Origin of the sequence: Ureibacillus endophyticus (genome assembly GCF_003628435.1) — a bacterium.
GTDB classification, from domain to species: domain Bacteria; phylum Bacillota; class Bacilli; order Bacillales_A; family Planococcaceae; genus Ureibacillus; species Ureibacillus endophyticus.
In genome coordinates this window covers 50,408-71,646 of the sequence record NZ_RBZN01000015.1, presented here as the reverse complement: position 1 = coordinate 71,646, position 21,239 = coordinate 50,408, and the positions used below count along the sequence as shown (strand labels likewise).

At 34.9% G+C, this 21,239-nt stretch carries 19 protein-coding genes and 1 riboswitch; of the genes, 16 read left to right on the top strand and 3 right to left on the bottom strand.

Annotation, left to right across the window (positions count from 1 at the left end; all coding sequences use genetic code 11):
- The first annotated feature begins 143 nt into the window (after positions 1-143).
- The 3 genes from D8M03_RS08210 (at position 144) to D8M03_RS08200 (ending at position 3,513) form a co-directional block, all read left to right on the top strand.
- The gene (locus D8M03_RS08210; protein WP_121214283.1) at positions 144-1,505 is read left to right on the top strand and encodes an MFS transporter; all 1,362 of its coding nucleotides are present in this window, start codon (positions 144-146) and stop codon (positions 1,503-1,505) included.
- A gap of 85 nt (positions 1,506-1,590) precedes the next feature.
- A complete protein-coding gene (locus tag D8M03_RS08205) occupies positions 1,591-2,892 on the top strand; it encodes a hypothetical protein (protein ID WP_121214282.1) in 1,302 nt (433 codons plus the stop codon).
- Positions 2,893-3,126: 234 nt separating this feature from the next.
- Positions 3,127-3,513 carry an SET domain-containing protein gene (locus D8M03_RS08200; RefSeq protein WP_121214281.1) on the top strand — a complete coding sequence of 129 codons (387 nt, stop codon included), beginning with the start codon at positions 3,127-3,129 and terminating at the stop codon, positions 3,511-3,513.
- A 47-nt stretch (positions 3,514-3,560) separates the two neighbouring features.
- Here D8M03_RS08200 and D8M03_RS08195 read toward each other — a convergent pair whose 3' ends face one another.
- Positions 3,561-3,761, bottom strand: a complete 201-nt coding sequence (locus D8M03_RS08195; RefSeq protein WP_097073876.1) for a cold-shock protein — start codon at positions 3,759-3,761, stop codon at positions 3,561-3,563.
- A gap of 420 nt (positions 3,762-4,181) precedes the next feature.
- Between D8M03_RS08195 and D8M03_RS08190 the strand changes: the two genes are divergently transcribed.
- The 5 genes from D8M03_RS08190 (at position 4,182) to D8M03_RS08170 (ending at position 11,151) form a co-directional block, all read left to right on the top strand.
- On the top strand, positions 4,182-6,347 hold the full coding sequence (locus D8M03_RS08190; protein ID WP_121214280.1) for a bifunctional diguanylate cyclase/phosphodiesterase: 2,166 nt from the start codon (positions 4,182-4,184) through the stop codon (positions 6,345-6,347).
- Positions 6,348-6,894: 547 nt separating this feature from the next.
- Positions 6,895-7,662, top strand: coding sequence for a metallophosphoesterase family protein (locus D8M03_RS08185; RefSeq protein ID WP_170148405.1), 768 nt, complete (start codon positions 6,895-6,897; stop codon positions 7,660-7,662).
- 62 nt (positions 7,663-7,724) lie between these two features.
- Complete coding sequence (locus D8M03_RS08180) at positions 7,725-8,168, top strand: SACOL1771 family peroxiredoxin (RefSeq protein ID WP_121214278.1); 444 nt, start codon at positions 7,725-7,727, stop codon at positions 8,166-8,168.
- Between the two features lie 20 nt (positions 8,169-8,188).
- Positions 8,189-10,183 (top strand): ABC1 kinase family protein, encoded by a 1,995-nt coding sequence (locus D8M03_RS08175; protein ID WP_121214277.1) that lies wholly within the window; start codon positions 8,189-8,191, stop codon positions 10,181-10,183.
- A gap of 80 nt (positions 10,184-10,263) precedes the next feature.
- The gene (locus tag D8M03_RS08170; protein WP_211330879.1) at positions 10,264-11,151 is read left to right on the top strand and encodes a 5'-3' exonuclease; all 888 of its coding nucleotides are present in this window, start codon (positions 10,264-10,266) and stop codon (positions 11,149-11,151) included.
- Positions 11,152-11,175: 24 nt separating this feature from the next.
- On the opposite strand, the gene D8M03_RS08165 is transcribed toward D8M03_RS08170, so the two are convergent.
- Entirely contained in the window at positions 11,176-11,682 is a 507-nt protein-coding gene (locus D8M03_RS08165) for a C39 family peptidase (RefSeq protein WP_121214275.1), read from the bottom strand.
- Positions 11,683-11,786: 104 nt separating this feature from the next.
- On the opposite strand from D8M03_RS08165, the gene D8M03_RS08160 reads away from it, so the two are divergent.
- Positions 11,787-12,482: a YjjG family noncanonical pyrimidine nucleotidase gene (locus D8M03_RS08160; RefSeq protein WP_121214274.1), complete on the top strand. Its 696-nt coding sequence runs from the start codon at positions 11,787-11,789 to the stop codon at positions 12,480-12,482.
- A gap of 732 nt (positions 12,483-13,214) precedes the next feature.
- Here the strand turns inward: D8M03_RS08160 and D8M03_RS08155 are convergent.
- Positions 13,215-13,532 carry a thioredoxin family protein gene (locus tag D8M03_RS08155; RefSeq protein WP_121214273.1) on the bottom strand — a complete coding sequence of 106 codons (318 nt, stop codon included), beginning with the start codon at positions 13,530-13,532 and terminating at the stop codon, positions 13,215-13,217.
- A gap of 268 nt (positions 13,533-13,800) precedes the next feature.
- Between D8M03_RS08155 and D8M03_RS08150 the strand changes: the two genes are divergently transcribed.
- From D8M03_RS08150 to D8M03_RS08120, 7 genes are all read left to right on the top strand, one after another.
- Positions 13,801-16,185, top strand: coding sequence for a 3-hydroxyacyl-CoA dehydrogenase/enoyl-CoA hydratase family protein (locus D8M03_RS08150; protein ID WP_121214272.1), 2,385 nt, complete (start codon positions 13,801-13,803; stop codon positions 16,183-16,185).
- 35 nt (positions 16,186-16,220) lie between these two features.
- Entirely contained in the window at positions 16,221-17,393 is a 1,173-nt protein-coding gene (locus D8M03_RS08145; RefSeq protein ID WP_121214271.1) for an acetyl-CoA C-acetyltransferase, read from the top strand.
- A gap of 75 nt (positions 17,394-17,468) precedes the next feature.
- Positions 17,469-19,250 (top strand): acyl-CoA dehydrogenase family protein, encoded by a 1,782-nt coding sequence (locus D8M03_RS08140; protein ID WP_121214270.1) that lies wholly within the window; start codon positions 17,469-17,471, stop codon positions 19,248-19,250.
- Positions 19,251-19,359: 109 nt separating this feature from the next.
- A complete protein-coding gene (locus D8M03_RS08135; RefSeq protein WP_121214269.1) occupies positions 19,360-19,716 on the top strand; it encodes an arsenate reductase family protein in 357 nt (118 codons plus the stop codon).
- Positions 19,717-19,794: 78 nt separating this feature from the next.
- A complete protein-coding gene (gene gcvH, locus D8M03_RS08130) occupies positions 19,795-20,178 on the top strand; it encodes a glycine cleavage system protein GcvH (protein WP_121214268.1) in 384 nt (127 codons plus the stop codon).
- A gap of 148 nt (positions 20,179-20,326) precedes the next feature.
- A complete protein-coding gene (locus tag D8M03_RS08125; RefSeq protein WP_121214267.1) occupies positions 20,327-20,671 on the top strand; it encodes a toprim domain-containing protein in 345 nt (114 codons plus the stop codon).
- Between the two features lie 96 nt (positions 20,672-20,767).
- The gene (locus D8M03_RS08120) at positions 20,768-21,070 is read left to right on the top strand and encodes a thioredoxin family protein (RefSeq protein WP_121214266.1); all 303 of its coding nucleotides are present in this window, start codon (positions 20,768-20,770) and stop codon (positions 21,068-21,070) included.
- Positions 21,071-21,134: 64 nt separating this feature from the next.
- Positions 21,135-21,239: riboswitch (SAM riboswitch) on the top strand.

The following is a 21,239-nucleotide window of genomic DNA, read 5'->3' as shown; positions in this document are numbered from 1 at the left end:
GTTGTGTGGTGTGGTAACCTCAACTAACATCAAAATTCAGGGGGTGGCAAGTTTTTTTGCATAAAAGACTGTAAAACCAACGATTATTAGCGATTTATATATATAAGTTTTGACAATACGAGGGGATACAAAGGGGGCAGAATATGAAAAAAATAAATGTAGCAGAAGTGATTGCTGATAGTAAATTTAACCGTTTTCATTTCGGTTTATTAACTTGGTGTTTTTTAATTATTCTATTTGATGGGTATGATTTAGTAGTTTACGGTACAGCTGTGCCACTGTTGATGGAAGAATGGGGCTTAGATACTGTACAAGCTGGTGCAATAGGCAGTTATGGATTATTTGGGATGATGTTCGGTGCGATGATTTTTGGCGTTTTAGCTGATCGATTAGGACGTAAAAATGTAACCGCTATCTCTTTAATTTTATTTAGTTTATTTACATTACTTTGTGGATTTGCATCAAATGCTACGATGTTTTCAATCTTCCGTTTTATTGCCGGACTTGGTTTAGGAGGAATAATGCCAAATGTAATTGCATTATTAACCGACTATTCGCCGAAAAAAATGAGAAGTATGGTAGTTTCCATTGTGTTATGTGGTTATTCTGTAGGTGGAATGCTAGCACCAATATTAGGCATCGTTATCATGCCTAGTTTAGGTTGGGAGTCAATCTTCTGGTTTGCAGGTATCCCACTATTATTCTTACCTTTAATGTACAAGCAATTACCTGAATCGGCAGTTTTCCTAGCGAGAAAAGGTAGAAAAGAAGAGTTATTTAAAAATTTACAAAAAGTGAATCCGAAATTTACCTTTAATGGGAATGAGGAAATTGAAACGATACAAGAAGATGTATCGAAGGTTCCAGTTGTTGGGTTATTTAAAGAAAAGAGAGCACTTAGTACAATTATGTTCTGGGTTGCATTTTTCTCTTGCTTACTAATGGTTTATGGATTAAATACATGGTTACCAAAACTGATGATTGAAGCTGGTTATGGATTAAATTCGAGCTTAGGCTTCCTCGTTACACTTCAAGGTGGAGCTATAGTTGGTACAATTATTATCGGTCGACTATGTGATAAATATGGATCGAAGAAGATGCTTGTACCGATGTATGCATCAGGTGCCATTGCTCTAACTTTACTTGGTCTTGGTGGAAATACATTATATATCTATGTTTTAGTAGCTATTGCAGGTGCTGCAACGATTGGTGCTCAAAATATTGTACAAGCCTATGTTTCTCAATATTATCCACCTTTTATTCGTTCAACAGCATTAGGGATGGCATCGGGAATTGGACGTATGGGCGGTATGATGGGACCGATATTAGGAGGATTCCTACTGTCGATTTCATTACCCATTGAAATGAATTTTATCGTTTTTGCTATTCCTGGAATCCTTGCTTCCATTGCATTAGTTATTGTTCGTGAAAAACATTCTTACATTAAAACTTCAATTGAACAAGAAAAAATGAAAGAGGCAAAATTAAAAGAGGTAGTTGAATAAATTAGTAGAGGTCGTCATAATGTCATGGCGGCTTTTCATTTTATTTGAGATAATTAATACTTGAAGTTTTAGGAGGTATTATACTATGAATCATTTAAATGTCTTTAATTCTTATAAAAATAAGCCCCATCACCATGAAGATGAATTAACGAGAACCTTTTTAATTTTGTTAAAGAACATTCCATCCGTACAAATTATGTTTTTTGAATTAGTTCGTCAGGAATTTATGAAATATGATTTGAAGGAAGAAGAGAAAATTGATTCCATTGGATTAGGTGATTTAAAAATTGAATCTGTTAGTACGCAGCTTAGTCATATGAATGATGTCTTTAAGGGAAGTGAGATTGAAGGTCGTAAAGTTGTATCGATTATTATTTCTGATGATAAATTTGAACAAGAAACGAAAGTAGAAAATGATGACCGTGGTGCCCGTTATGATGGAGTTATTTTTGCAGATCCAGGTTGGGTTTTTATTGTAGAGAATAAACCGCTACGTGGACATATTTGGTCGCGTCAATTAAATCCTGCTTTTTCGGAAGAAATTGATATTCATATTATTGAACATCCTTGTGCACTGTCATGGCGTACTGTTATTGAAAAGTTAAATATACTTGTCATTAATGAAATGATTTCAGGTTTGGAAAAGCAGTTGATAGAAGATTTCATTGAGTATGTCGATCACGAATTTGCTTATTTGAACCCTTATACACAGTTTGCAGTTTGTAAAGGAAATCCGTTCTTATTAAACAAACGATGTGTGGCATTATTAGAAGATTTAATGATTGGCGGAGAACCTGCAAATGTGAAGTATCACCGTGGATGGAAATATTATGCGGAAAGTGGGAAGAATACGATTAAGCAAATTGCACTTGATTCAAGTGGTAAGGGGGATGATTGGCAAATCGATTTATGGCTATATGCAGGTGACACAATGCATGCAGCGAAGAAAACTTTTGAGAACACGGATTTAGAAAAGTTAATGAATTTAAAGGAAAAAGGATTTAACCTCGGTAGCAATTTCCATGTGTCTTATCGTTCTAGTAACCTTTTATGGTTTGACGGAAGTCTTTCCTTTGAACAATACATTCAGTACTGGAAGGAACACGCACCAAAATTGCATCAATGTAAAAGGGATGGTTTTATCGAATTATTCCAATCCTTTGAAAAGGATGGTCTGATTGTAGCGGAGGATCATCATCGAATCCAAGAAAAAATCTTAAGTAAAAACTATGACCGTTTAAATATTTGTCCAGGTTTTGTGATCAAATATACTTGGACAAGTGAGGAAGCAATCAAATTAGATCAACAAGGTCGATTTTTAGATGATTTAAAGGAAAAAATTATATTGGCCTATGAATCAATTGGGGATGAGATAGAGCTTTCATAATGAAAAGGGAGTGTGGATTTCAAATGGAAGATCAAATTATCTCGGTAACTTCTAGCTTCGGCGTTTCTACTGTACTGCTTTCATAAGCAATCCAAATGAAGCTTTGGTGAAGCAAATCAGGCACTATATGCTGCGAAAGAATCAATGTTCAAATGATTTATATTAATATAAAGCTTAATGGTTAAATTAATGTTATAGTTAGAAGAACTTTAAAAGTAAGTAGGTAGAGAAAACATGATAGAAGTAAAAACATCACCCCTTAGTGATGGAGAATTCAATAGAGGGGTATTTGCAACATGCGATATTAAAAAGGGAGAGTTACTACATAAAGCGCCAGTAATAGCTTACCCAAACGAGCAACATGAACATATTGAGAAGACATTACTTGCAGACTATGCTTTTGAATATGGTATCAATCATACTGCCATCCTTCTTGGCTATGGAATGTTGTTTAACCATTCCTATGAACCAAATGCAACCTATGAAATAAACTTTGATAACCACACATTTGATTTCTACGCTTATAAAGATATCAAAGCGGGAGAAGAAATTTTAATTAATTATAATGGTGATGTGGATGATAAAGAACAGCTGTGGTTTGATAAAGAGAAAGAACAATAAAAAAAGGACAATTTCAATTTTGAAATTGTCCTTTGATTATTTTAGGATTAAAGTTTTACTACGTTAGAAGCTTGTGGTCCACGGTTTCCTTCTTCTACTGAGAATTCAACTTTTTGACCTTCTTCTAAAGATTTGAAACCTTCGCCTTGGATAGCAGAGAAGTGTACGAATACGTCGTTTCCACCTTCAACTTCGATAAATCCAAAACCTTTTTCTGAGTTAAACCATTTTACTGTACCTTGTGTCATTTAAATAGACCTCCAAAAATTTATTCCATAATTAATTACTTCTAATGCTAAAAAAAATTCACACATTACAAAAAGTACCGAACGATCACGATTACTTTTTGTAACATGTGAATTCATTAGATAGAAGCGATATAATTACTTTCTATAATATACATGAAAAATTTAACCATGTCTAGTTTTTTCTTTCATCAATTTAAAGAATATTTTGGAATTTGAATAAAAGTGATAAATTTTATGGTAAAAAATGAAAAAAAGCAAAATATCCTACTTAATTTATAGAAAATATTGATTTTTTACATTATTTTAAAAGTTAATCGAGAAGTATTTTAATTCAATTAGGAAATTGGTATGATGTAAAAAGGAAAAAATGTAAGATTCTTGTTAGGTTATTAATACTAATTAAATACGGAGAGACACCTAATGACAAAAACATTTGATCGTAAATACATAAGAAATATTTCTCTTTACCTGATTTGTTCTATCCTATTAATTGCGCTTGTTGTCCTTTTTAGTGATGAATTGTATGGAATATTTGGAGAGGAAAATTATATTTCCGTTCATTTACTTATCGAATTATTAAGTGCAATTGGTACAATGTCAATTGCTGCTCAACTATGGTTAACAACACGTTTTAATTTATTTAATAAAGATATCTACTTAGGAGCTTTATTTTTATCAATTGCAATTTTAACAGTATGCCATATGATCTCCTATAAAGGGATGCCATTTTTTATTACGGAGAGTAGTCCATATCAAGCCACATGGTTTTATATGATTACTCGATTATTATTAGCTTTTGGTATTTTGGCAATTATGGTGACAAAAAATAAAAAAAGCACAATAACAGCTCGCAATATTGCCTTTGGTACTTCTATTTTACTTACCTTTGCATGTATTATTGTCATTTATCAACCGAATCGACTTTTACCAACATTAGTAGAAGAAGGTGTTGGTACTACAACATTAAAAAATATACTTCAATTTCTTGCTCTAGCTGGTCAAATTGTTTTAATCCTTTATTTAAATAAACAAGTTAAAAGAGCAATAAGAAGAAGTCTCCTATTTATCACAGCATCTATATACATAATTATTAGTGATATATTTTTTATTACATATAATGATGTTTATGATATTTCTAATTTCACAGGCCATGTGTTCCAATTCTTCGCATATGTTGCAATTTTTAGAGCGGTTTATTTTACAACAGTTGAATATCCATTTAAAAGTATGTCTGAAGCAAATAAACATCTCGAACAATCAAGAAAAGAAATGCATCAAATGGCTTACTATGATGAAATAACAACATTACCGAATGAACGTTTTTTAATAGAAAAGTTAAATAAATCCATTCATGGGTTAACTCAAAAAACTTTGATTGTGATGGAGTTTGACCGGATTACTGCGATTAAATCATCTTTAGGTTCGTTTTATTCTGAGCAAATGTTAAAAATGGCAGCAGAAAGAATTAGTAATGTAATTGGAGAAAAGTATTTCATTAGTAAATTAAGAATTGATCAATTTGTAATTTATATAAATGAATATAAAGAAGACGAAGAAATTACGAAGCTATGTAAAGATCTTCAAAATATAATGGCTGCACCGTTCCATATTCAACACTTTTCATTAACTGGCAATTTAAATATCGGTATTGCCCATTATCCTAAAGACTCGACTACAAGTGAAAATTTAATCAAATATGCTCAATTTGCAATGTATGAAGCTGATAAAGTACCTGAAAGAATTTTATTCTACCAATCTTCCATGTTAAATTTACGAACAAAACGTGTAGAATTAGAAAACGATTTATATAAAGCTCTTGAAAATGATGAGTTGTTTTTACAATATCAGCCTCAGTTAGACTTACAAACTGGGGAAATTAAATCTATGGAAGCGCTCGTTAGATGGAATCATCCTACAAAAGGGTGGATTTCTCCAATGGACTTTATACCGATAGCGGAAGAGTCGGGGCTTATTATTCCCTTTGGAAGATGGGTGCTAGAAACAGCTTGTCGTCAAACGATGGAGCTACAGAAAGTTTTGAATAAGCCTTTTAAGGTGTCGGTAAATTTATCTGTGGGACAACTATTCCAGGATAATTTTGTTGATATTATTAAAGAAGTTATAAAAGATACAAATATCTCTCCTCAATCATTGGAACTTGAAATAACAGAGAGTATGACGATGAACACAAACTATATTACGCCAATACTGAAAGATTTAAAGGAAATTGGTCTTACAATTGCAATTGACGATTTTGGTACGGGGTATTCATCATTGTCGTATTTAAAGGACCTTCCAATCGATTGCTTAAAGATAGACAGAAGTTTTGTTCAGAAAGTCACTAATATAGAAGATCGAGAACCGTTAGTCGATATGATTATTTCAATGGCACAGCACTTAAAGTTAAGTGTGGTGGCAGAAGGAATTGAAACTATTGAACAGTTACAATACCTACAAAGAAAAAATTGTGATTTTATTCAAGGATATTTAATTAGCAAGCCAATTAACTATGAAGAATTAGTTGAAAAATATGAAGAAATTCAGCAAGAGGCAAAAGAAAAAGTTTATCAACTGAATATGATTTAAGAAAGGGGGGGCCAAAAAGTAAAAAATTTTTTGGACACCCCCTTTTCTTTCTTGATAATTATCACTTATGAATTATTGCTCCTGCGGTGGTAGCCACCATCCTCGTCGCAGATAAATTGCTCCTGCGGTAGTCGAAATAAATTTCCACTATCCTCGTCGCAGATAAATTGCTCCTGCGGTGGTAGGCACCATCCTCGTCGCAGATAAATTGCTCCTGCGGTGGTAGGCACCATCCTCGTCGCAATTTATCTGTGACGAAAGCGGTAGCGTCAGTCGCAATTTATCTGTGACGAAAGCGGTAGCGTCAGTCGCAAAGGGGCTGTCTCAAATGACTTTCAGACAGCCCCTTGTTTGAAGAAAATATATTTGGGGAAATACAAATGTAACAATCCCAACATTTATTTGGATAAAATAAACAACCTTTAATAAATATGGTATAGTTTAGTATAAATAGTTGAGCATTTGTAAAAGAAGGGTAAAATAATATAAAGAATACATATTTCAAGGTTGCTTTTTCAAAAGTGCATTGTTAATGGGGTGTGTGTGGATGGAGAAAGTATTTGTAATTGGAGATATACATGGTAGTTTCGATTTGTTAGAGAAACTTTTAACGTATTGGAATCCCGAAGAGGAACAGCTCGTATTTTTAGGAGATTATATTGATCGTGGGCCTGATAGTTTAAAGGTTTTAAAAAAAGTTATTGAACTATCCGATCAGTACGATATCGTTACGTTATGTGGGAACCATGAACAGATTTTCCTTAACTGGTTAGATAAACCGGAAGAGGTATCCCAGTTTTACTTTAATCAAAAAGTTGGGGGTATTGCGACGGTTCAAAGTTTTTTTGATGTTCCAGACTTGAATATAGCATCGGATAACTTTTCTGTAAAAGAATTAACTGAAAGCATTCGTAAAAATAATAGTGATATTATTAGATTTATTAAGAAGTTAAGAAGTTTTTACTTGTGGGAACCGTATTTATTTGTTCATGCTGGAATTGATGCAAACGTAGAAAACTTTAGAGAAACAAAGTTTGATGACTATTTTTGGATTCGTGAAGAATTTTTCTCGAACCCCCATTTAGCAAAAGAAATCGTTGTATTTGGCCACACACCAACCCCACTATTAAATACAGATCAATCTAGCGACGTATGGGTCTCTCCAGACAAGAAAAAGATCGGCATTGATGGAGGCGGCGCGATTTATGAAAAAGGCCAACTGCACGGATTAGTTTTTTCAAATAATACAAAAGAAATCATTATATATTCAGCATCCAGAAGTGATGATGTAAAAACAACTTCAATGGTACTTTAGAATGAGGGCTCTTACTATATAGAGTCCTCATTTCTATATACGGGTAGGAAAGGAATGAGATCATGTTAAAGAATGGTCAGCACAGTTTTAAATATGAAACTACTTGGGATGGAGGACGAAATGAAGTTGGATATATTTCATGCGGTAATTTGAAAACGGAAGTATCCATTCCAAAAGAAATGAATGGCCCAGGCATTGGTACAAATCCAGATGAATTGTTATTAAGTGCAGCAGCTACGTGTTATCTCATTTCTTTAGCAACAATGTTGGATCTTTCAAAAGTGCCCGCTTATCTTACATTGAAATCTGAAGGAATTGTAGAAGTGGAAAACTCGAATCTCACTTATAAAGAAATCATTCATCATGTTGAAATTGCATTAAAGGAAAAAAGTGAGAAACATATTCGACTTGCAAATCGTTTAGCAATTAAAGCAGAACAAACTTGTATGATTAGTAAAGCAATTAGAGGGAATGTAAATGTTGTGGTGAATTGTACAATTATCTAACAAGAAAGTGAGTGAGGAGATTGAATATTATTCTACCAATCGTTCAAATATTTTTTGTATCCGTATTAATCTTTTTTATTAGTGGACGGTTAATCGGGTCGAATGTAAATATTTTTAAAAGAATTTTATCTGTCATTATTAGTGTCTCCTTCACAACTTTCATCTTTTGGTATACGTATTTAAGAGGAACAGATTATACTTTTTCTTTCTCTACGATGAATAACGTCGTGAATGTGGCAACCTTACTTTGGGTTGGAAGTATGCTTTTAATTTCCATGCTTATCTATTTATTTTTTGAGTTATTTGACCCAATTGCCCTTGATGAAAATAATGGACGAGTAGTAGGGAAGAAGTCTTTCATTAAGCGTTTAATTGGCTATTGGAGACATCAAAAAAGATTAAGAACAGTATTAAAAATTGCCGTGACTAATGGCATTACTCGTACTATGAAATATGCGAGAAATCGTGATTCAGACCGAGAATTGGCCGTTGCCTTTCGAGATACACTCGAGCAATGCGGTGGAATCTTCATTAAGTTTGGCCAAGTGTTGTCTACTCGAAAAGAGCTGTTTTCTCCTATTTTTATAGAAGAATTAGAAAAGCTTCAACAAAATGTTACACAACTTTCAGAACAACAGGTGAAGGATATTTTGAAACAAAACTTACCTGGTGAAATCCATGATGTTTTTTCTGATTTTAGTATGAAGCCAATTGCAGCAGCTTCCATTGGGCAAGTACATCGGGCAATATTAAAAAGTACAAACGAAAAAGTTGTCGTAAAGCTTTTACGTCCAGATGTTAAAGAAATTATGCGGGAAGATTTAAGTATTTTAATAGAATTTGCGAATTGGGTTTCTTCTAAATCTCAGTGGGCAGAAAATTTAGGTTTCCGAGATATTGCTGAAGGCTTTGCAGCATCGTTGAGAGAGGAAATTGACTTTAATATTGAAGCACGCAATATGATTCAAATAAAAAACGTTATGGAAAACAGTAATTTAAAAGTAAATATTCCTAAAGTATACGAAAAGTACAGTAACGAAAATATTTTAGTGATGGGACTTGCACAAGGTCAAAGTGTGGCAAATCGTTATCAATTTTATAATGCAAATTGTAATGAAGTAGCAGAAACACTATTGTTTTCATATTTAGAACAAGCCTTAGTTTCAGGTATTTTTCATGCAGATCCACACCCGGGAAATATTTATTATGATGAAGAAACAAAAATCATTACGCTTCTTGATTTTGGTGCTGTTTGCCGACTACCCTCTACTCAGCAGGAAGGGTTAAAATTATTCTTTATTGGTATTCAGCAACGGGATGCATCAATTTTATTTGATGGCATTTCCTTATTGGTAAAAAATAAAAACGATGTCGATCGCCATGAACTAGAGCAAGCGATTAGCCAAATCATTTTAAAAATCTCTTATGTTGATCGAATACAAACGGATGAATTAGTTTATTCAATTTTTACTGTGATTCGGGATTATGGTCTTCAATTTTACCCATCCGTTAGTGTTGCGTTACGTGTTGTCGTGACGTTGGATGGTACTCTCCGTATTATTGAGCCAACCTTTAATATTTTTGAAGAAGCGAAAAAATTCTCCAATCAATATTTAAAACAAGCATTTAAGAAGCCGTTTAAAGAACCAATTGCGACAAAGGATCGACTTGAGGAAGAACTTGCACTGATATTACCGAACTTAAGAAAGATTCCTAGACGAGTAGACCAGTTATTTAAACGGGTAGAAGATGGAAAAGTGATTTTACATCATGATATTTTCTCAGATAAAAATAACTCAAAATTTATAACTCAACTATTTTCGAAGTTTGTTTTATTAATGGTCGGGATTACTTTTGGGGTGATATCCGTTGCATTACTGGCGATTTCTCAATTTATCAATACGGCCTATGCGATTTACTTAAATACGGCTGCTTATTTAGGATTGTTCTTATGTGCGATTTTACTTGTCCGTTTATCTATACAAGCGATCCGCGATATGAAGCGCAATGAATAATAGATGATAAATTTGGTAGCTTCATAGGTACGTGTAATTTGCTATAATAATAGGACCTGAATTTAGAGAGGATTGTTATGATGACGAATAAACCACATCTTTTAGTAGTCGATGGCATGGCGCTCCTATTCCGTTCTTTTTTTGCTTCTAGTGCAATGGGGCAATATATAAGAATGGCAGATGGAACACCAACGAATGGAGTGCAAGGGTTTGCTCGCCACGTACTAACAGCCCAGTCCTTAATGAAACCAACACATTTAGCAGTTTGTTGGGATATGGGAGCACAAACATTTAGAAACGAATTATTTGATGGATATAAAGCAAACAGACCAGCGCCACCAGAGGAAATGCTGCCACAGTTTGATATGGCAAAGGAAGTATCAGAAATGATTGGCTGGAAAAACTTTGGGGAAGTTGGAATGGAAGCTGACGATACAATTGGGTCAATGGTAGAAAAGTGGAAAGACGATGCGGAAATTACCATTATCAGTGGAGATAAAGATTTACTCCAATTACTGAATCCTTCTACGAAAATTGCTTTTACGAAAAAAGGATATACTGAGTACGAACTTTATACAATTGAACGTTTCAAAGAAGAATACGCAATTGAACCGAATAAATTTGCGGATGTAAAAGCGTTTATGGGTGATTCTAGTGATGGCTATCCTGGAGTAAAAGGAATTGGTCCAAAAACGGCATTGCAATTAATTCAAAAATACGGTTCGATTGATGGGGTTTTAAGTAACTTACAAGAATTGAAACCTGGTCAGCGTTCAAAAATTAGTGAAAACGTTGAGATGTTGAAATTGTCACTGCAATTAGCAACGATTCATAGAGAAATGCCAATTCAGGCAAGTTTAGATGAATTACAATTAAAATACTATGCAAACGATATCTTTGAAAACCTTGAAAACAAAGGATTCAAATTGATTGCGAAACATGCGCGGTCTTTATATTCATTAGTATAATTTTAAGAGCCGAGGTGAGTTTATTCACTTCGGCTCTATTTTTACGAAACTTAATACTTTGTAATTATCAGCATATTTTACAACACGAATAAGGCTATCTCGATTTTTCCAGCCATTATCATGGACAATTAAATAAAGTGCATTGTCTTTTATTTCATAGCCAATTAAAGGTACCCAATGATATTTAAAAGTGTGTTTTTTATTCCATTGAAACGTAAAATATTGGTCAAATTTCATCGCAACAGGTCTTCCTGCATCAATTTCTTTCAAGGCTTCATAGATGGTGCAATTTTCTACATTCCAGTCGGGACCAAGTAGCTTTTGGAGATTTTTAATGATGCACCATTTAAAGAGGCCAATGGGAGTGCTCCCGAGAATCTTATAAAGCGAGTTTATGTCATAATTCGATTTTCCAAGTAAATAATTTAATATAACGTAAACGGTTGTTGGTCCACACGCGGAGTTTTGATATTTTGAGTTAACAATTTCGTTATATTGTGACGTCCCTTTTACATTAAGTTGTACTTTCATTTTTCCACATCTGCCCTTCTTGCTTCTATAATAGGGTATTTGCATCAAACTTTCCAAATGAATGGTATAATTTTTGTGGAATATCCCTGTATGGAGGAATGATTTTGAAGAAGTATAAAACTTTATTATTTGACTTGGATGATACGTTGCTTGATTTTGGAGCAACAGAAAACGCTGCATTACATAAGCTTTTTGCAGAACAACAAATCGAACTTACCCCAGAAATTAAAGCTTACTATAAAAAACTAAATGATCGTTTATGGCAAGAGTTTGAATTGGGAAAAATGGAGCGGGAAGAAGTTGTCAATTCACGCTTTACGCTTTTATTTGAACATTATGGTCTACATGTCGATGGTGCTGCATTAGAAGGAAGATATCGTACATTTCTATCAGAAGGGCATCATTTAATTGAAGGTGCTGTAGAATTGATGCAAGATATTTATGAGCAGTTTGATTTATACGTAGTAACGAACGGGGAATCTAAAACACAATATAAGCGTTTAAAAGATTCTGGCTTAGAACGTTATTTTAAAGATGTGTTTATTTCGGAAGAAGTGGGTCACCAAAAGCCGACAAAAGAGTTTTTTGATTATGTATTTTCTAAAATCGAGCCGTTTAATCGCGAAAGTACATTAATTGTAGGGGATTCTTTAACCGCCGATGTGACAGGTGGCTATAATGCAGGAATTGATACTTGCTGGATTAATATAAGAGGTAAGCAAAATAATTCAAAGGTAATCCCAACTTATGAAATTAAGAAATTGGATGAGCTTTATAGAATATTAAATATTGAAAAATGAGATAGCCCAGCCAAGTGAATTTGGCTGGTTTTTTTGTGATGAAAACTTAAAAAGCGATGGAAAACGTTAAATATGGTCTTCATGAGCCAAATGAACGACAAACCGAGGCGGAAAATCGTAAGAAATGGTCTTCATAAGATGGATGAAAGCAAAAATGCGGTGGGAAATCGCTAGAAATGGTATTCATAAGCCTGATGAAGGACAAAACGAGCAGGAAAATCGCTTGGAATGGTGTTCATAAGCTCGATGAAAGCAAAAATGCGATGGAAAATCGTAAGAAATGGTATTCATAAGCCTGATGAAAGCAAAAAAGGGAGAGAAAACCGTTAGAAATGGTATTCATAAGCACGATGAAAGCAAAAAAGGGAGAGAAAACCGTTAGAAATGGTATTCATAAGTTGGATGAAAGCAAAAAAGAGCATGAGAATCGTTAGAAATGGTCTTCATAAGCCGGATGAAAGCAAAAAAGGGAGAGAAAACCGTTAGAAATGGTTCTCATAAGCTGGATGAAAGCAAAAATGAGCATGAAAATCGTTAGAAATGGTATTCATAAGCCAGATGAAAGACAAGCCGAGCAGGATAATCATAAGAAATAGTATTCATAAACCGGATAAAAGCCAAACAAGCAAAAAATCGTCAGAACTAGCATTTATCACCGACCCAATCCAAAACAAATCCAATAAAAAAGCTATAAGCAAAGCACACATCAGGCTTTGCTTATAGCTACAGCTTTTAAGCTTGGGCATTTAAAAATTCAGTTACTTGTTCTGGAGATTTTGCGTTAGCGCTGTGTAGATGAGCTAATTTTTCTCCGTTTTTGAAAATTAATAAGCTTGGGATACCCATTACTTGATATTTTTCAGCAATCTCTGGGAAATCATCACGATTAATTTCGTACCATTCGTATTGACTATACTCTTGAATAATTGGATCGATGAACATGTTCATGCGAGTACAATCTGGGCACCAACCTGCATAGAATTTTACGATAACTGCTTGTTCGGATCCGATTACTTCATTAAATTGTTCTTGTGTAGTAATAGCTTTCATTTTGTTCACTCTCCTTACAGATTAGTGTACACATTAGAATAGAGATATCAAAGTATTTTGACTTAAATGAATGGTCACTCATAAACTAATTATATAAACCTACTAATTTTTTTGAAAATTGGGATAAAAAAGATTGCTAAAAATGACAAAATCAACTACACTAAGAACAGAAATGTAGTTTAACTAAGTTTATTTAAGGGATATTTATTTTTTTTACTTTTAAAATGAATGAGTATTCATTCAAGAGGATGGTTAAAGGGGGATGCTTATGACTTATAAAATTCAAAAAGCAGCCGTACTTGGCTCAGGGGTTATGGGGTCAGGTATTGCAGCACACTTGGTGAATATCGGAATTCCTACATTACTTTTAGACATAGTACCAAATCAATTAACAAAAGAAGAGGAAGCTAAAGGATTAACTTTAGAACATCCATCTGTACGAAATCGTTTTGTGCAAGGTGCAGTTCAAAAATTATTAAAACAAAAGCCTGCTCCTCTTACGTCAAAGGAAAACTTATCATTATTAACAGTCGGTAACTTAGAAGATGATTTCGAAAAATTAAAAGATGTTGATTGGATCATTGAAGTTGTCGTTGAAAATTTAGAAATAAAACAAAAGTTATTTGAACGAATTGATAGTGTTCGTACACCAGGCACTATCGTTACATCGAATACTTCTGGAATTAGCGTAAATGCGATGATTGAAGGTCGTTCTGAGGATTTCCAAAAGCATTTCTTAGGAACACACTTCTTCAATCCTCCAAGATATTTAAAATTGCTTGAAATTATTCCGACTGAGCATACATCGAATGAAGTTTTATCTTATATGAAAACTTTCGCAGAAGATGTGCTAGGTAAAGGTGTAGTAATCGGAAAAGATACACCGAACTTTGTAGCAAATCGAATCGGAACTTATGGATTACTGATTACGCTACGTGAAATGTTAGAAAGAGGATATTCGGTTGGTGAAGTGGATTCTGTAACGGGTCTATTAATTGGTCGACCTAAATCAGCCACTTTCAGAACGTTGGATGTTGTTGGATTAGACACATTCTTACATGTTGCAAAAACTGTATATGATCAAACAACTGGTGAAGAGCAAAAAGTATTCGAAGTACCTGAATTAATGAAAAAGTTAGTAGATGCAGGTAGTCTCGGTGCTAAATCTGGGCAAGGGTTCTTTGTGAAAAAAGGAAAAGACATTTTCGAAATCGATCCAGCCACAATGGAATATGTACCAGTTAAAAAGCTACAAACACCTTCTATTGAAATGGCAAAACAAACGAAAGGACTTTCAAATAAAGTAAAAACATTAGTTTATGCGAAAGACCGTACTGGTGAGCTATTGTGGAATATCTTTGCACCAACACTTATTTACTCTGCTGAACTAACTGGCATCATTGCTGATAACATTGTAGAAATCGATAATGCAATGAAATGGGGCTTTGGCTGGACACAAGGACCATTTGAAATGTGGGATGCAATCGGTGTTAAACAATCAGTAGAAAAAATGGAAGCTGAAGGAAGAGAAATTCCTGCTTTCGTTAAATCTTTATTAGAAAAAGGCTATGAATCTTTCTATAAAGAAGTAGATGGAGAAGTTGCATACTTTGATGGATCAGACTACTCAAAAGTTCCAGTTAACGAAAAGGAAATCCACTTAAAACGTTATAAGAAAAAGCATGGGGTCATTAAGTCGAACTCTGGAGCTAGTTTAATAGATTTAGGTGACGGAATTGCGTTGTTAGAGTTCCATTCAAAATCAAATGCAATTGGTTTGGACATTATCCAAATGATTAACTTTGCTATTGATGAAGTGGAAGCGAATTATAAGGGGCTTGTCATCGGTAACCAAGGTAAAAACTTCTGTGTAGGGGCAAACCTTGGAATGATTTTGATGGAAGCTCAGGACGATAACATTTTCGAGTTAGATTTCACGATTCGTGCCTTCCAAAAAGCAATGCGTCGTATTAAATATAGTAAAAAACCTGTAGTGGCAGCTCCGTTTGGCATGGCGCTAGGAGGAGGAGCAGAAGTTTGTTTACCAGCTGCTCATATCCAAGCGTCTAGTGAAACTTACATGGGATTAGTGGAAGTAGGGGTTGGACTAATTCCAGGCGGTGGCGGTAATCTTGCCCTTTATGAAAAATTCATTAAAGGCTTACCAAATGGTGTGGATGTGGATTATCAAGCAATCGCGAATAAAGTGTTCGAGACAATTGCTATGGCGAAAGTATCTACTTCAGCTGCTGAGGCTAGAGAAAATAACTTCTTGAACTTTGCAGATGGTATATCTGTAAATCCAGACCATTTAATTTATGATGCAAAACAAGCTGCAATAGCACTTTATGAAGCGGGTTATAAACCACCAGTTCCAAAGAAAATTAAAGTGGTAGGTGCACCAGGATATGCAACATTACTATTAGGTGCACAAGGCATGTACCAATCAGGCTACATTAGTGACCACGATTTGAAGATTGCCAAAAAGCTTGCCTACGTTATTGCAGGTGGTTTAGTACCTTATGGAACAGAAGTGACAGAAGATTATTTATTAAATCTTGAACGAGAAGCATTTATTCAGCTTGTTGCAGATCCGAAATCTCAAGCTAGAATGCAACACATGTTGATTAAAGGCAAACCATTACGAAATTAATCACGATCTAGCTTTTTAGAAGGGGGATACGATATATGCGTGAAGCCGTAATTGTGGCAGGTGCAAGAACACCAATTGGAAAGGCAGTAAAAGGTTCTCTTGCAACAGTACGTCCAGACGATCTAGGTGGACTTGTAGTAAAGGAAACATTAAATAGAGCGGGTTATGAAGGACCTATTGATGATTTAATTATAGGATGTGCATTACCGGAAGCTGAACAGGGTTTAAACGTTGCACGTAATATTGGTGCATTAGCAGGTTTACCTGATTCTACGCCAGCGATTACAATTAATCGATATTGTTCTTCAGGTTTGCAATCTATTGCCTATGCAGCAGAACGTATCATGCTAGGGCATTCCAAAGCGATTATTGCTGGTGGCGTTGAATCGATGAGTTTAGTTCCGATGCCGGGTAATACGGTTCGATTAAATCCGAAACTTGCAGAGGAAGCACCTCAATATTACATGAGTATGGGGCATACAGCGGAAGAGGTAGCGAGACGTTATGAAGTGTCAAGGGAAGATCAAGATGCCTTTGCGGTTCGTTCTCATCAATTAGCTGCCAAAGCGATTCAAGAAGGCAAGTTCAAAGATGAAATCGTTCCGGTTGAAGTTGTGAACTATTATGTAGATGAAAATAACAAATTACAAAAGAAGACGTTTATTTTTGATACAGATGAAGGGATTCGTCCTCAAACATCAATGGAAGTGTTAGCAAAACTTCGACCAGCCTTTAACATCAAGGGTTCTGTTACAGCAGGCAACTCATCACAAACTTCAGATGGTGCAGCAGCTGTGTTAGTGATGGATCGTGAGGAAGCTGAAGCACAAGGGTTAACACCTATGGCTAAATTTTTAGGCTTTGCAGTTGGAGGAGTTCCACCTGAAGTAATGGGAATTGGACCAGTTGAAGCCATTCCAAAAGCTTTAAAAATAGCTGGTTTATCTCAAGACGACATTGACTTGTGGGAGCTAAATGAAGCCTTCGCATCTCAATCGTTACAAGTTGTTCGTCATTTAGGACTTGATATGGATAAAGTCAATGTAAATGGTGGTGCCATTGCCTTTGGTCACCCACTTGGAGCAACAGGTACGATGCTTACGTTAAAACTAATTCACGAATTAAAACGCCAAGGTAAAAAATATGGAGTTGTCACAATGTGTATCGGTGGCGGTATGGGTGCAGCTGGCGTATTTGAACTGCTATAAATTGTAGTTTGGCGGATATCCCCGAGAAATTGGCGGAATTGCATATACGATGATAAATAATTGGGAGGAATTAATATGGTTCAAACAACGAACATTATTAAAGGTGGAAGTTTCTTAATTGAAGATGTGGACGTAAATCGCGTATTTACACCAGAAGATTTTACAGATGAGCACAAAATGATTGCTCAAACGACTGTAGACTATGTAGAAACTGAAGTAAAACCGGTAGTTGAGAACCTGGAAAATCATGAATTTGAACATTCCGTACGCCTATTAAAAAAGGCTGGTGAACTGGGGCTTCTTGCGGCAGATATTCCTGAAGAATATGAAGGTCTAGGTTTAGATAAAGTTTCATCAGCATTAATCGGTGAAAAAATGTCTCCAGCTGGTGGCTTCTCGATTACTCATGGTGCGCATGTTGGGATCGGTTCTTTACCAATCGTATTATTCGGTAACCATGAACAAAAATCAAAATACTTACCAAAACTTGCTTCAGGTGAGTTATTAGCAGCCTATGCATTAACAGAGCCAGGTTCAGGTTCAGATGCATTAGGTGCAAAAACGGTTGCGAGATTAAACGAAGCAGGTACGCATTATATTTTAAATGGTGAAAAACAATGGATTACAAATGCTGGATTTGCAGATGTGTTTGTTGTTTATGCAAAAATTGATGGTGACAAATTCTCTGCATTTATCGTTGAACGTAAATTCCCTGGTGTTTCAGTTGGAGCAGAAGAGAAGAAAATGGGGATTAAATCTTCTTCAACACGTACATTAATTTTACAAGATGCAGAAGTTCCAGTAGAAAACTTATTAGGTGAAGTTGGTCGTGGTCATGTCATCGCCTTCAACATTTTAAACATTGGTCGTTATAAATTAGGGGTTGGAACAGTTGGTGCTAGTAAGCGTGCATTTGAGCTAGCTGCTGCTTATACAAATCAACGTCAACAATTCAAAACGCCATTATCGAGCTTTAATTTAACAAAAGAAAAACTTGCAACGATGGCATCTTACCTATATGCTTCTGAATCGTTAAACTATCGTACTGTAGGATACTTTGAGGATCGTTTAAGTCAATTAACAGACGAGGAGCAAAAGGACGGAAGAGCAGTTGCCGCAGCGATTGCTGAATATGCAATTGAATGTTCGATTGCTAAAGTGTTCGGTTCTGAAACATTAGATTATATTGCAGATGAAGCTGTACAGTTACATGGTGGCTATGGCTTTATGGCGGAATATGAAGTAGAAAGAATTTACCGTGACTCTCGTATTAATCGTATTTTTGAAGGTACAAACGAGATTAACCGTTTAATCGTACCAGGTACATTTATGAAAAAAGCATTAAAAGGTGAATTACCACTTCTTCAAGCTGCACAAAAACTACAAGAAGAATTGTTAATGCTTATGCCAGAAGAAATTGGCGATGAGCCATTAGCACAAGAGAAATATCTAGTGAAAAATGCGAAGAAAATCGGCATTTTAGCAGCTGGTGTTGCAGCACAAAGATTTGGTACAAAATTAGAAGCAGAGCAAGAAGTACTTGTAAACATTGCGAATATCGCAAACCAATTATACGCAATGGAATCGGCAGTGCTTCGTACAGTAAAAGCGATTGAACGTGACGGTGTAGAAAAATCGAAACAAAAAATTCTATACACAGAGATTTTCTGTCAAGAAGCCTTTGCAGAAATTGAAAAAGAAGCAAAAGAAACAATTATTGCTTCTGTTGAAGGCGATGCAGGTAGAATGACACTATCAGCACTTCGCAAACTAACACGTCATAACCCTTATAATTTAATCTTGAAAAAACGTGAGGCTGCACAAAAGCTAATTGAAGCTGAAAAATATGTTGTTTAAATAATAGGGGAGGAGGTGTTTAATAAAAATGCCTCCTTCTTTTTATTATCAGAAGAGTGAAATATTTGTTAAAATAAGTTTAAATATTAACTTTTAAGGAGCACTCTTCATGACAATTCAATTATTCCAGTACCCTCGTTGTACAACTTGTAAAAAGGCAGCAAAATGGTTAGATGAACATCAAATTGAATACGAAAACATTCATATTGTGGAACAAACACCTACAAAAGAACAGTTAAAATCGTTTTGGGAATTAAGTGGTCTTCCATTAAAGAAATTTTTCAATACTTCTGGTATGAAGTATAAAACATTAGGGTTAAAGGACAAATTAAGTACGATGACAGAGGATGAACAGTTAGAACTTTTGGCTTCTGATGGTATGTTAATTAAACGCCCAATCGTTACAGATGGGGAAAAAATAACACTTGGCTTTAAAGAAGAAGATTTCACAAATACGTGGAAATAAAAATAGTTATTAACTTGTTTTTACTGTAGAAATATGTCAAACTTATAATCATATTACATATGTTTTGGAGGGGTTTTTGTGAGCACACCAAAAGAATTACGTTACTCAGAAGAACATGAGTGGGTAAAAGTAGAAGATGGAAAAGTACGCGTTGGAATTACACATTTCGCACAATCTGAATTAGGTGACATCGTATTCGTTGAGTTACCACAAGTTGGTGACGAAATCCAAACAAACGAACCATTCGGTAGTGTAGAATCTGTAAAAACAGTTTCTGAACTATATGCGCCAATCTCTGGTAAAGTAGTAGAAGTTAACGCTGACCTAGAAGATAGCCCAGAATTTGTAAATGAATCTCCATATGAAAAAGCTTGGATGATTGTTGTTGAACCAACAGATATCTCTGAAGTAGAAAGTTTACTAACAGCTGAGCAATATGAGGAATTAATTGAAGCTGAATAAGAATATAATATATTAAAAACGCCAGATTAGCACTGGCGTTTTTTTTTACAACAAAATATACTAATATAACCACCTTCTTTTTTGGATATGCTTTGCATATTTTTCACACATTTTTAGCAAGTTTACTTACAAATCGTGGGGTGAGCAAATGATTGTTGAAAAGTGTATAATTGTTGAGGGTAGATCGGATAAATTAAACATTGAGCCAATTTTTGCAGAACACGTACAAATTATATGTACGAATGGGACAATTAGTGAAGATGCGCTATTAGATTTACTTGAACCTTTTGAAGAATGTAGATTTTATACTTTGTTTGATGCAGATAAATCAGGAGAAAAGTTGAGAAAGCTTACAAAAAGAATTTATTCTGAAGCTGTTCATCTTTTCATTCCAAGAACATATATCGAGGTTGCGAATGCTCCGAAAAAAGTATTGGCACAGTTGTTAAATGAGGCGAGTTTTTCTGTTCATAAACAATATCTATCTTCTTAAAAATAAAGGAAATATTAATTTGCGACTTTTCCCATACTATGAGCAAAAGTCGCAATTTTATTTTGTCACAAATTATTTAGAAATTGAGTTGATTTTATGGATGAATGGACGATACAACAATGGGAACAAAAACTAACTGAAAACGAAATTGTAGCCTTTTATTTGTACACTCCTATGTGTGGGACATGTGCAGTCGCTTCAAAGATGTTATCGGTTGTTGAAGAAGTATTGCCTAACACCCCAATTGGTAAAGCGAACATTAACTTTATGGAGCAACTTGCAATGGATTATAAAATAGAAAGTGTCCCTTGTTTGCTTATACACCGCGATGGAAAACTTGTTGAAAAAATTTACGCTTTCCAATCCGTACCATTTCTATATGAAAAGTTGAAAATCTAGTTGACTTTATAAATCTATCATGATAAAGTTACTCAAGAAGTATTACATTAATTGAATATCGTACCTCTTATAAAGAGCGGCGGAGGGAAGTGCCCTATGAAGCCCGGCAACCATCACAAAAGTGAAAAGGTGCCAAGTCACGCGAAGTGGATACTTTGGAAGATGAGAG

What these genes read in the sequence shown, in the direction of transcription:
- D8M03_RS08210 (WP_121214283.1), top strand. Translation starts at nt 144, where the DNA reads ATGAAAAAAATAAATGTAGCAGAAGTGATTGCTGATAGTAAATTTAAC.
- D8M03_RS08205 (WP_121214282.1), top strand. Translation starts at nt 1,591, where the DNA reads ATGAATCATTTAAATGTCTTTAATTCTTATAAAAATAAGCCCCATCAC.
- D8M03_RS08200 (WP_121214281.1), top strand. Translation starts at nt 3,127, where the DNA reads ATGATAGAAGTAAAAACATCACCCCTTAGTGATGGAGAATTCAATAGA.
- D8M03_RS08195 (WP_097073876.1), bottom strand. Translation starts at nt 3,761, where the DNA reads ATGACACAAGGTACAGTAAAATGGTTTAACTCAGAAAAAGGTTTTGGA.
- D8M03_RS08190 (WP_121214280.1), top strand. Translation starts at nt 4,182, where the DNA reads ATGACAAAAACATTTGATCGTAAATACATAAGAAATATTTCTCTTTAC.
- D8M03_RS08185 (WP_170148405.1), top strand. Translation starts at nt 6,895, where the DNA reads ATGGAGAAAGTATTTGTAATTGGAGATATACATGGTAGTTTCGATTTG.
- D8M03_RS08180 (WP_121214278.1), top strand. Translation starts at nt 7,725, where the DNA reads ATGTTAAAGAATGGTCAGCACAGTTTTAAATATGAAACTACTTGGGAT.
- D8M03_RS08170 (WP_211330879.1), top strand. Translation starts at nt 10,264, where the DNA reads ATGACGAATAAACCACATCTTTTAGTAGTCGATGGCATGGCGCTCCTA.
- D8M03_RS08165 (WP_121214275.1), bottom strand. Translation starts at nt 11,682, where the DNA reads ATGAAAGTACAACTTAATGTAAAAGGGACGTCACAATATAACGAAATT.
- D8M03_RS08155 (WP_121214273.1), bottom strand. Translation starts at nt 13,532, where the DNA reads ATGAAAGCTATTACTACACAAGAACAATTTAATGAAGTAATCGGATCC.
- D8M03_RS08150 (WP_121214272.1), top strand. Translation starts at nt 13,801, where the DNA reads ATGACTTATAAAATTCAAAAAGCAGCCGTACTTGGCTCAGGGGTTATG.
- D8M03_RS08145 (WP_121214271.1), top strand. Translation starts at nt 16,221, where the DNA reads ATGCGTGAAGCCGTAATTGTGGCAGGTGCAAGAACACCAATTGGAAAG.
- D8M03_RS08140 (WP_121214270.1), top strand. Translation starts at nt 17,469, where the DNA reads ATGGTTCAAACAACGAACATTATTAAAGGTGGAAGTTTCTTAATTGAA.
- D8M03_RS08135 (WP_121214269.1), top strand. Translation starts at nt 19,360, where the DNA reads ATGACAATTCAATTATTCCAGTACCCTCGTTGTACAACTTGTAAAAAG.
- D8M03_RS08125 (WP_121214267.1), top strand. Translation starts at nt 20,327, where the DNA reads ATGATTGTTGAAAAGTGTATAATTGTTGAGGGTAGATCGGATAAATTA.
- D8M03_RS08120 (WP_121214266.1), top strand. Translation starts at nt 20,768, where the DNA reads ATGGATGAATGGACGATACAACAATGGGAACAAAAACTAACTGAAAAC.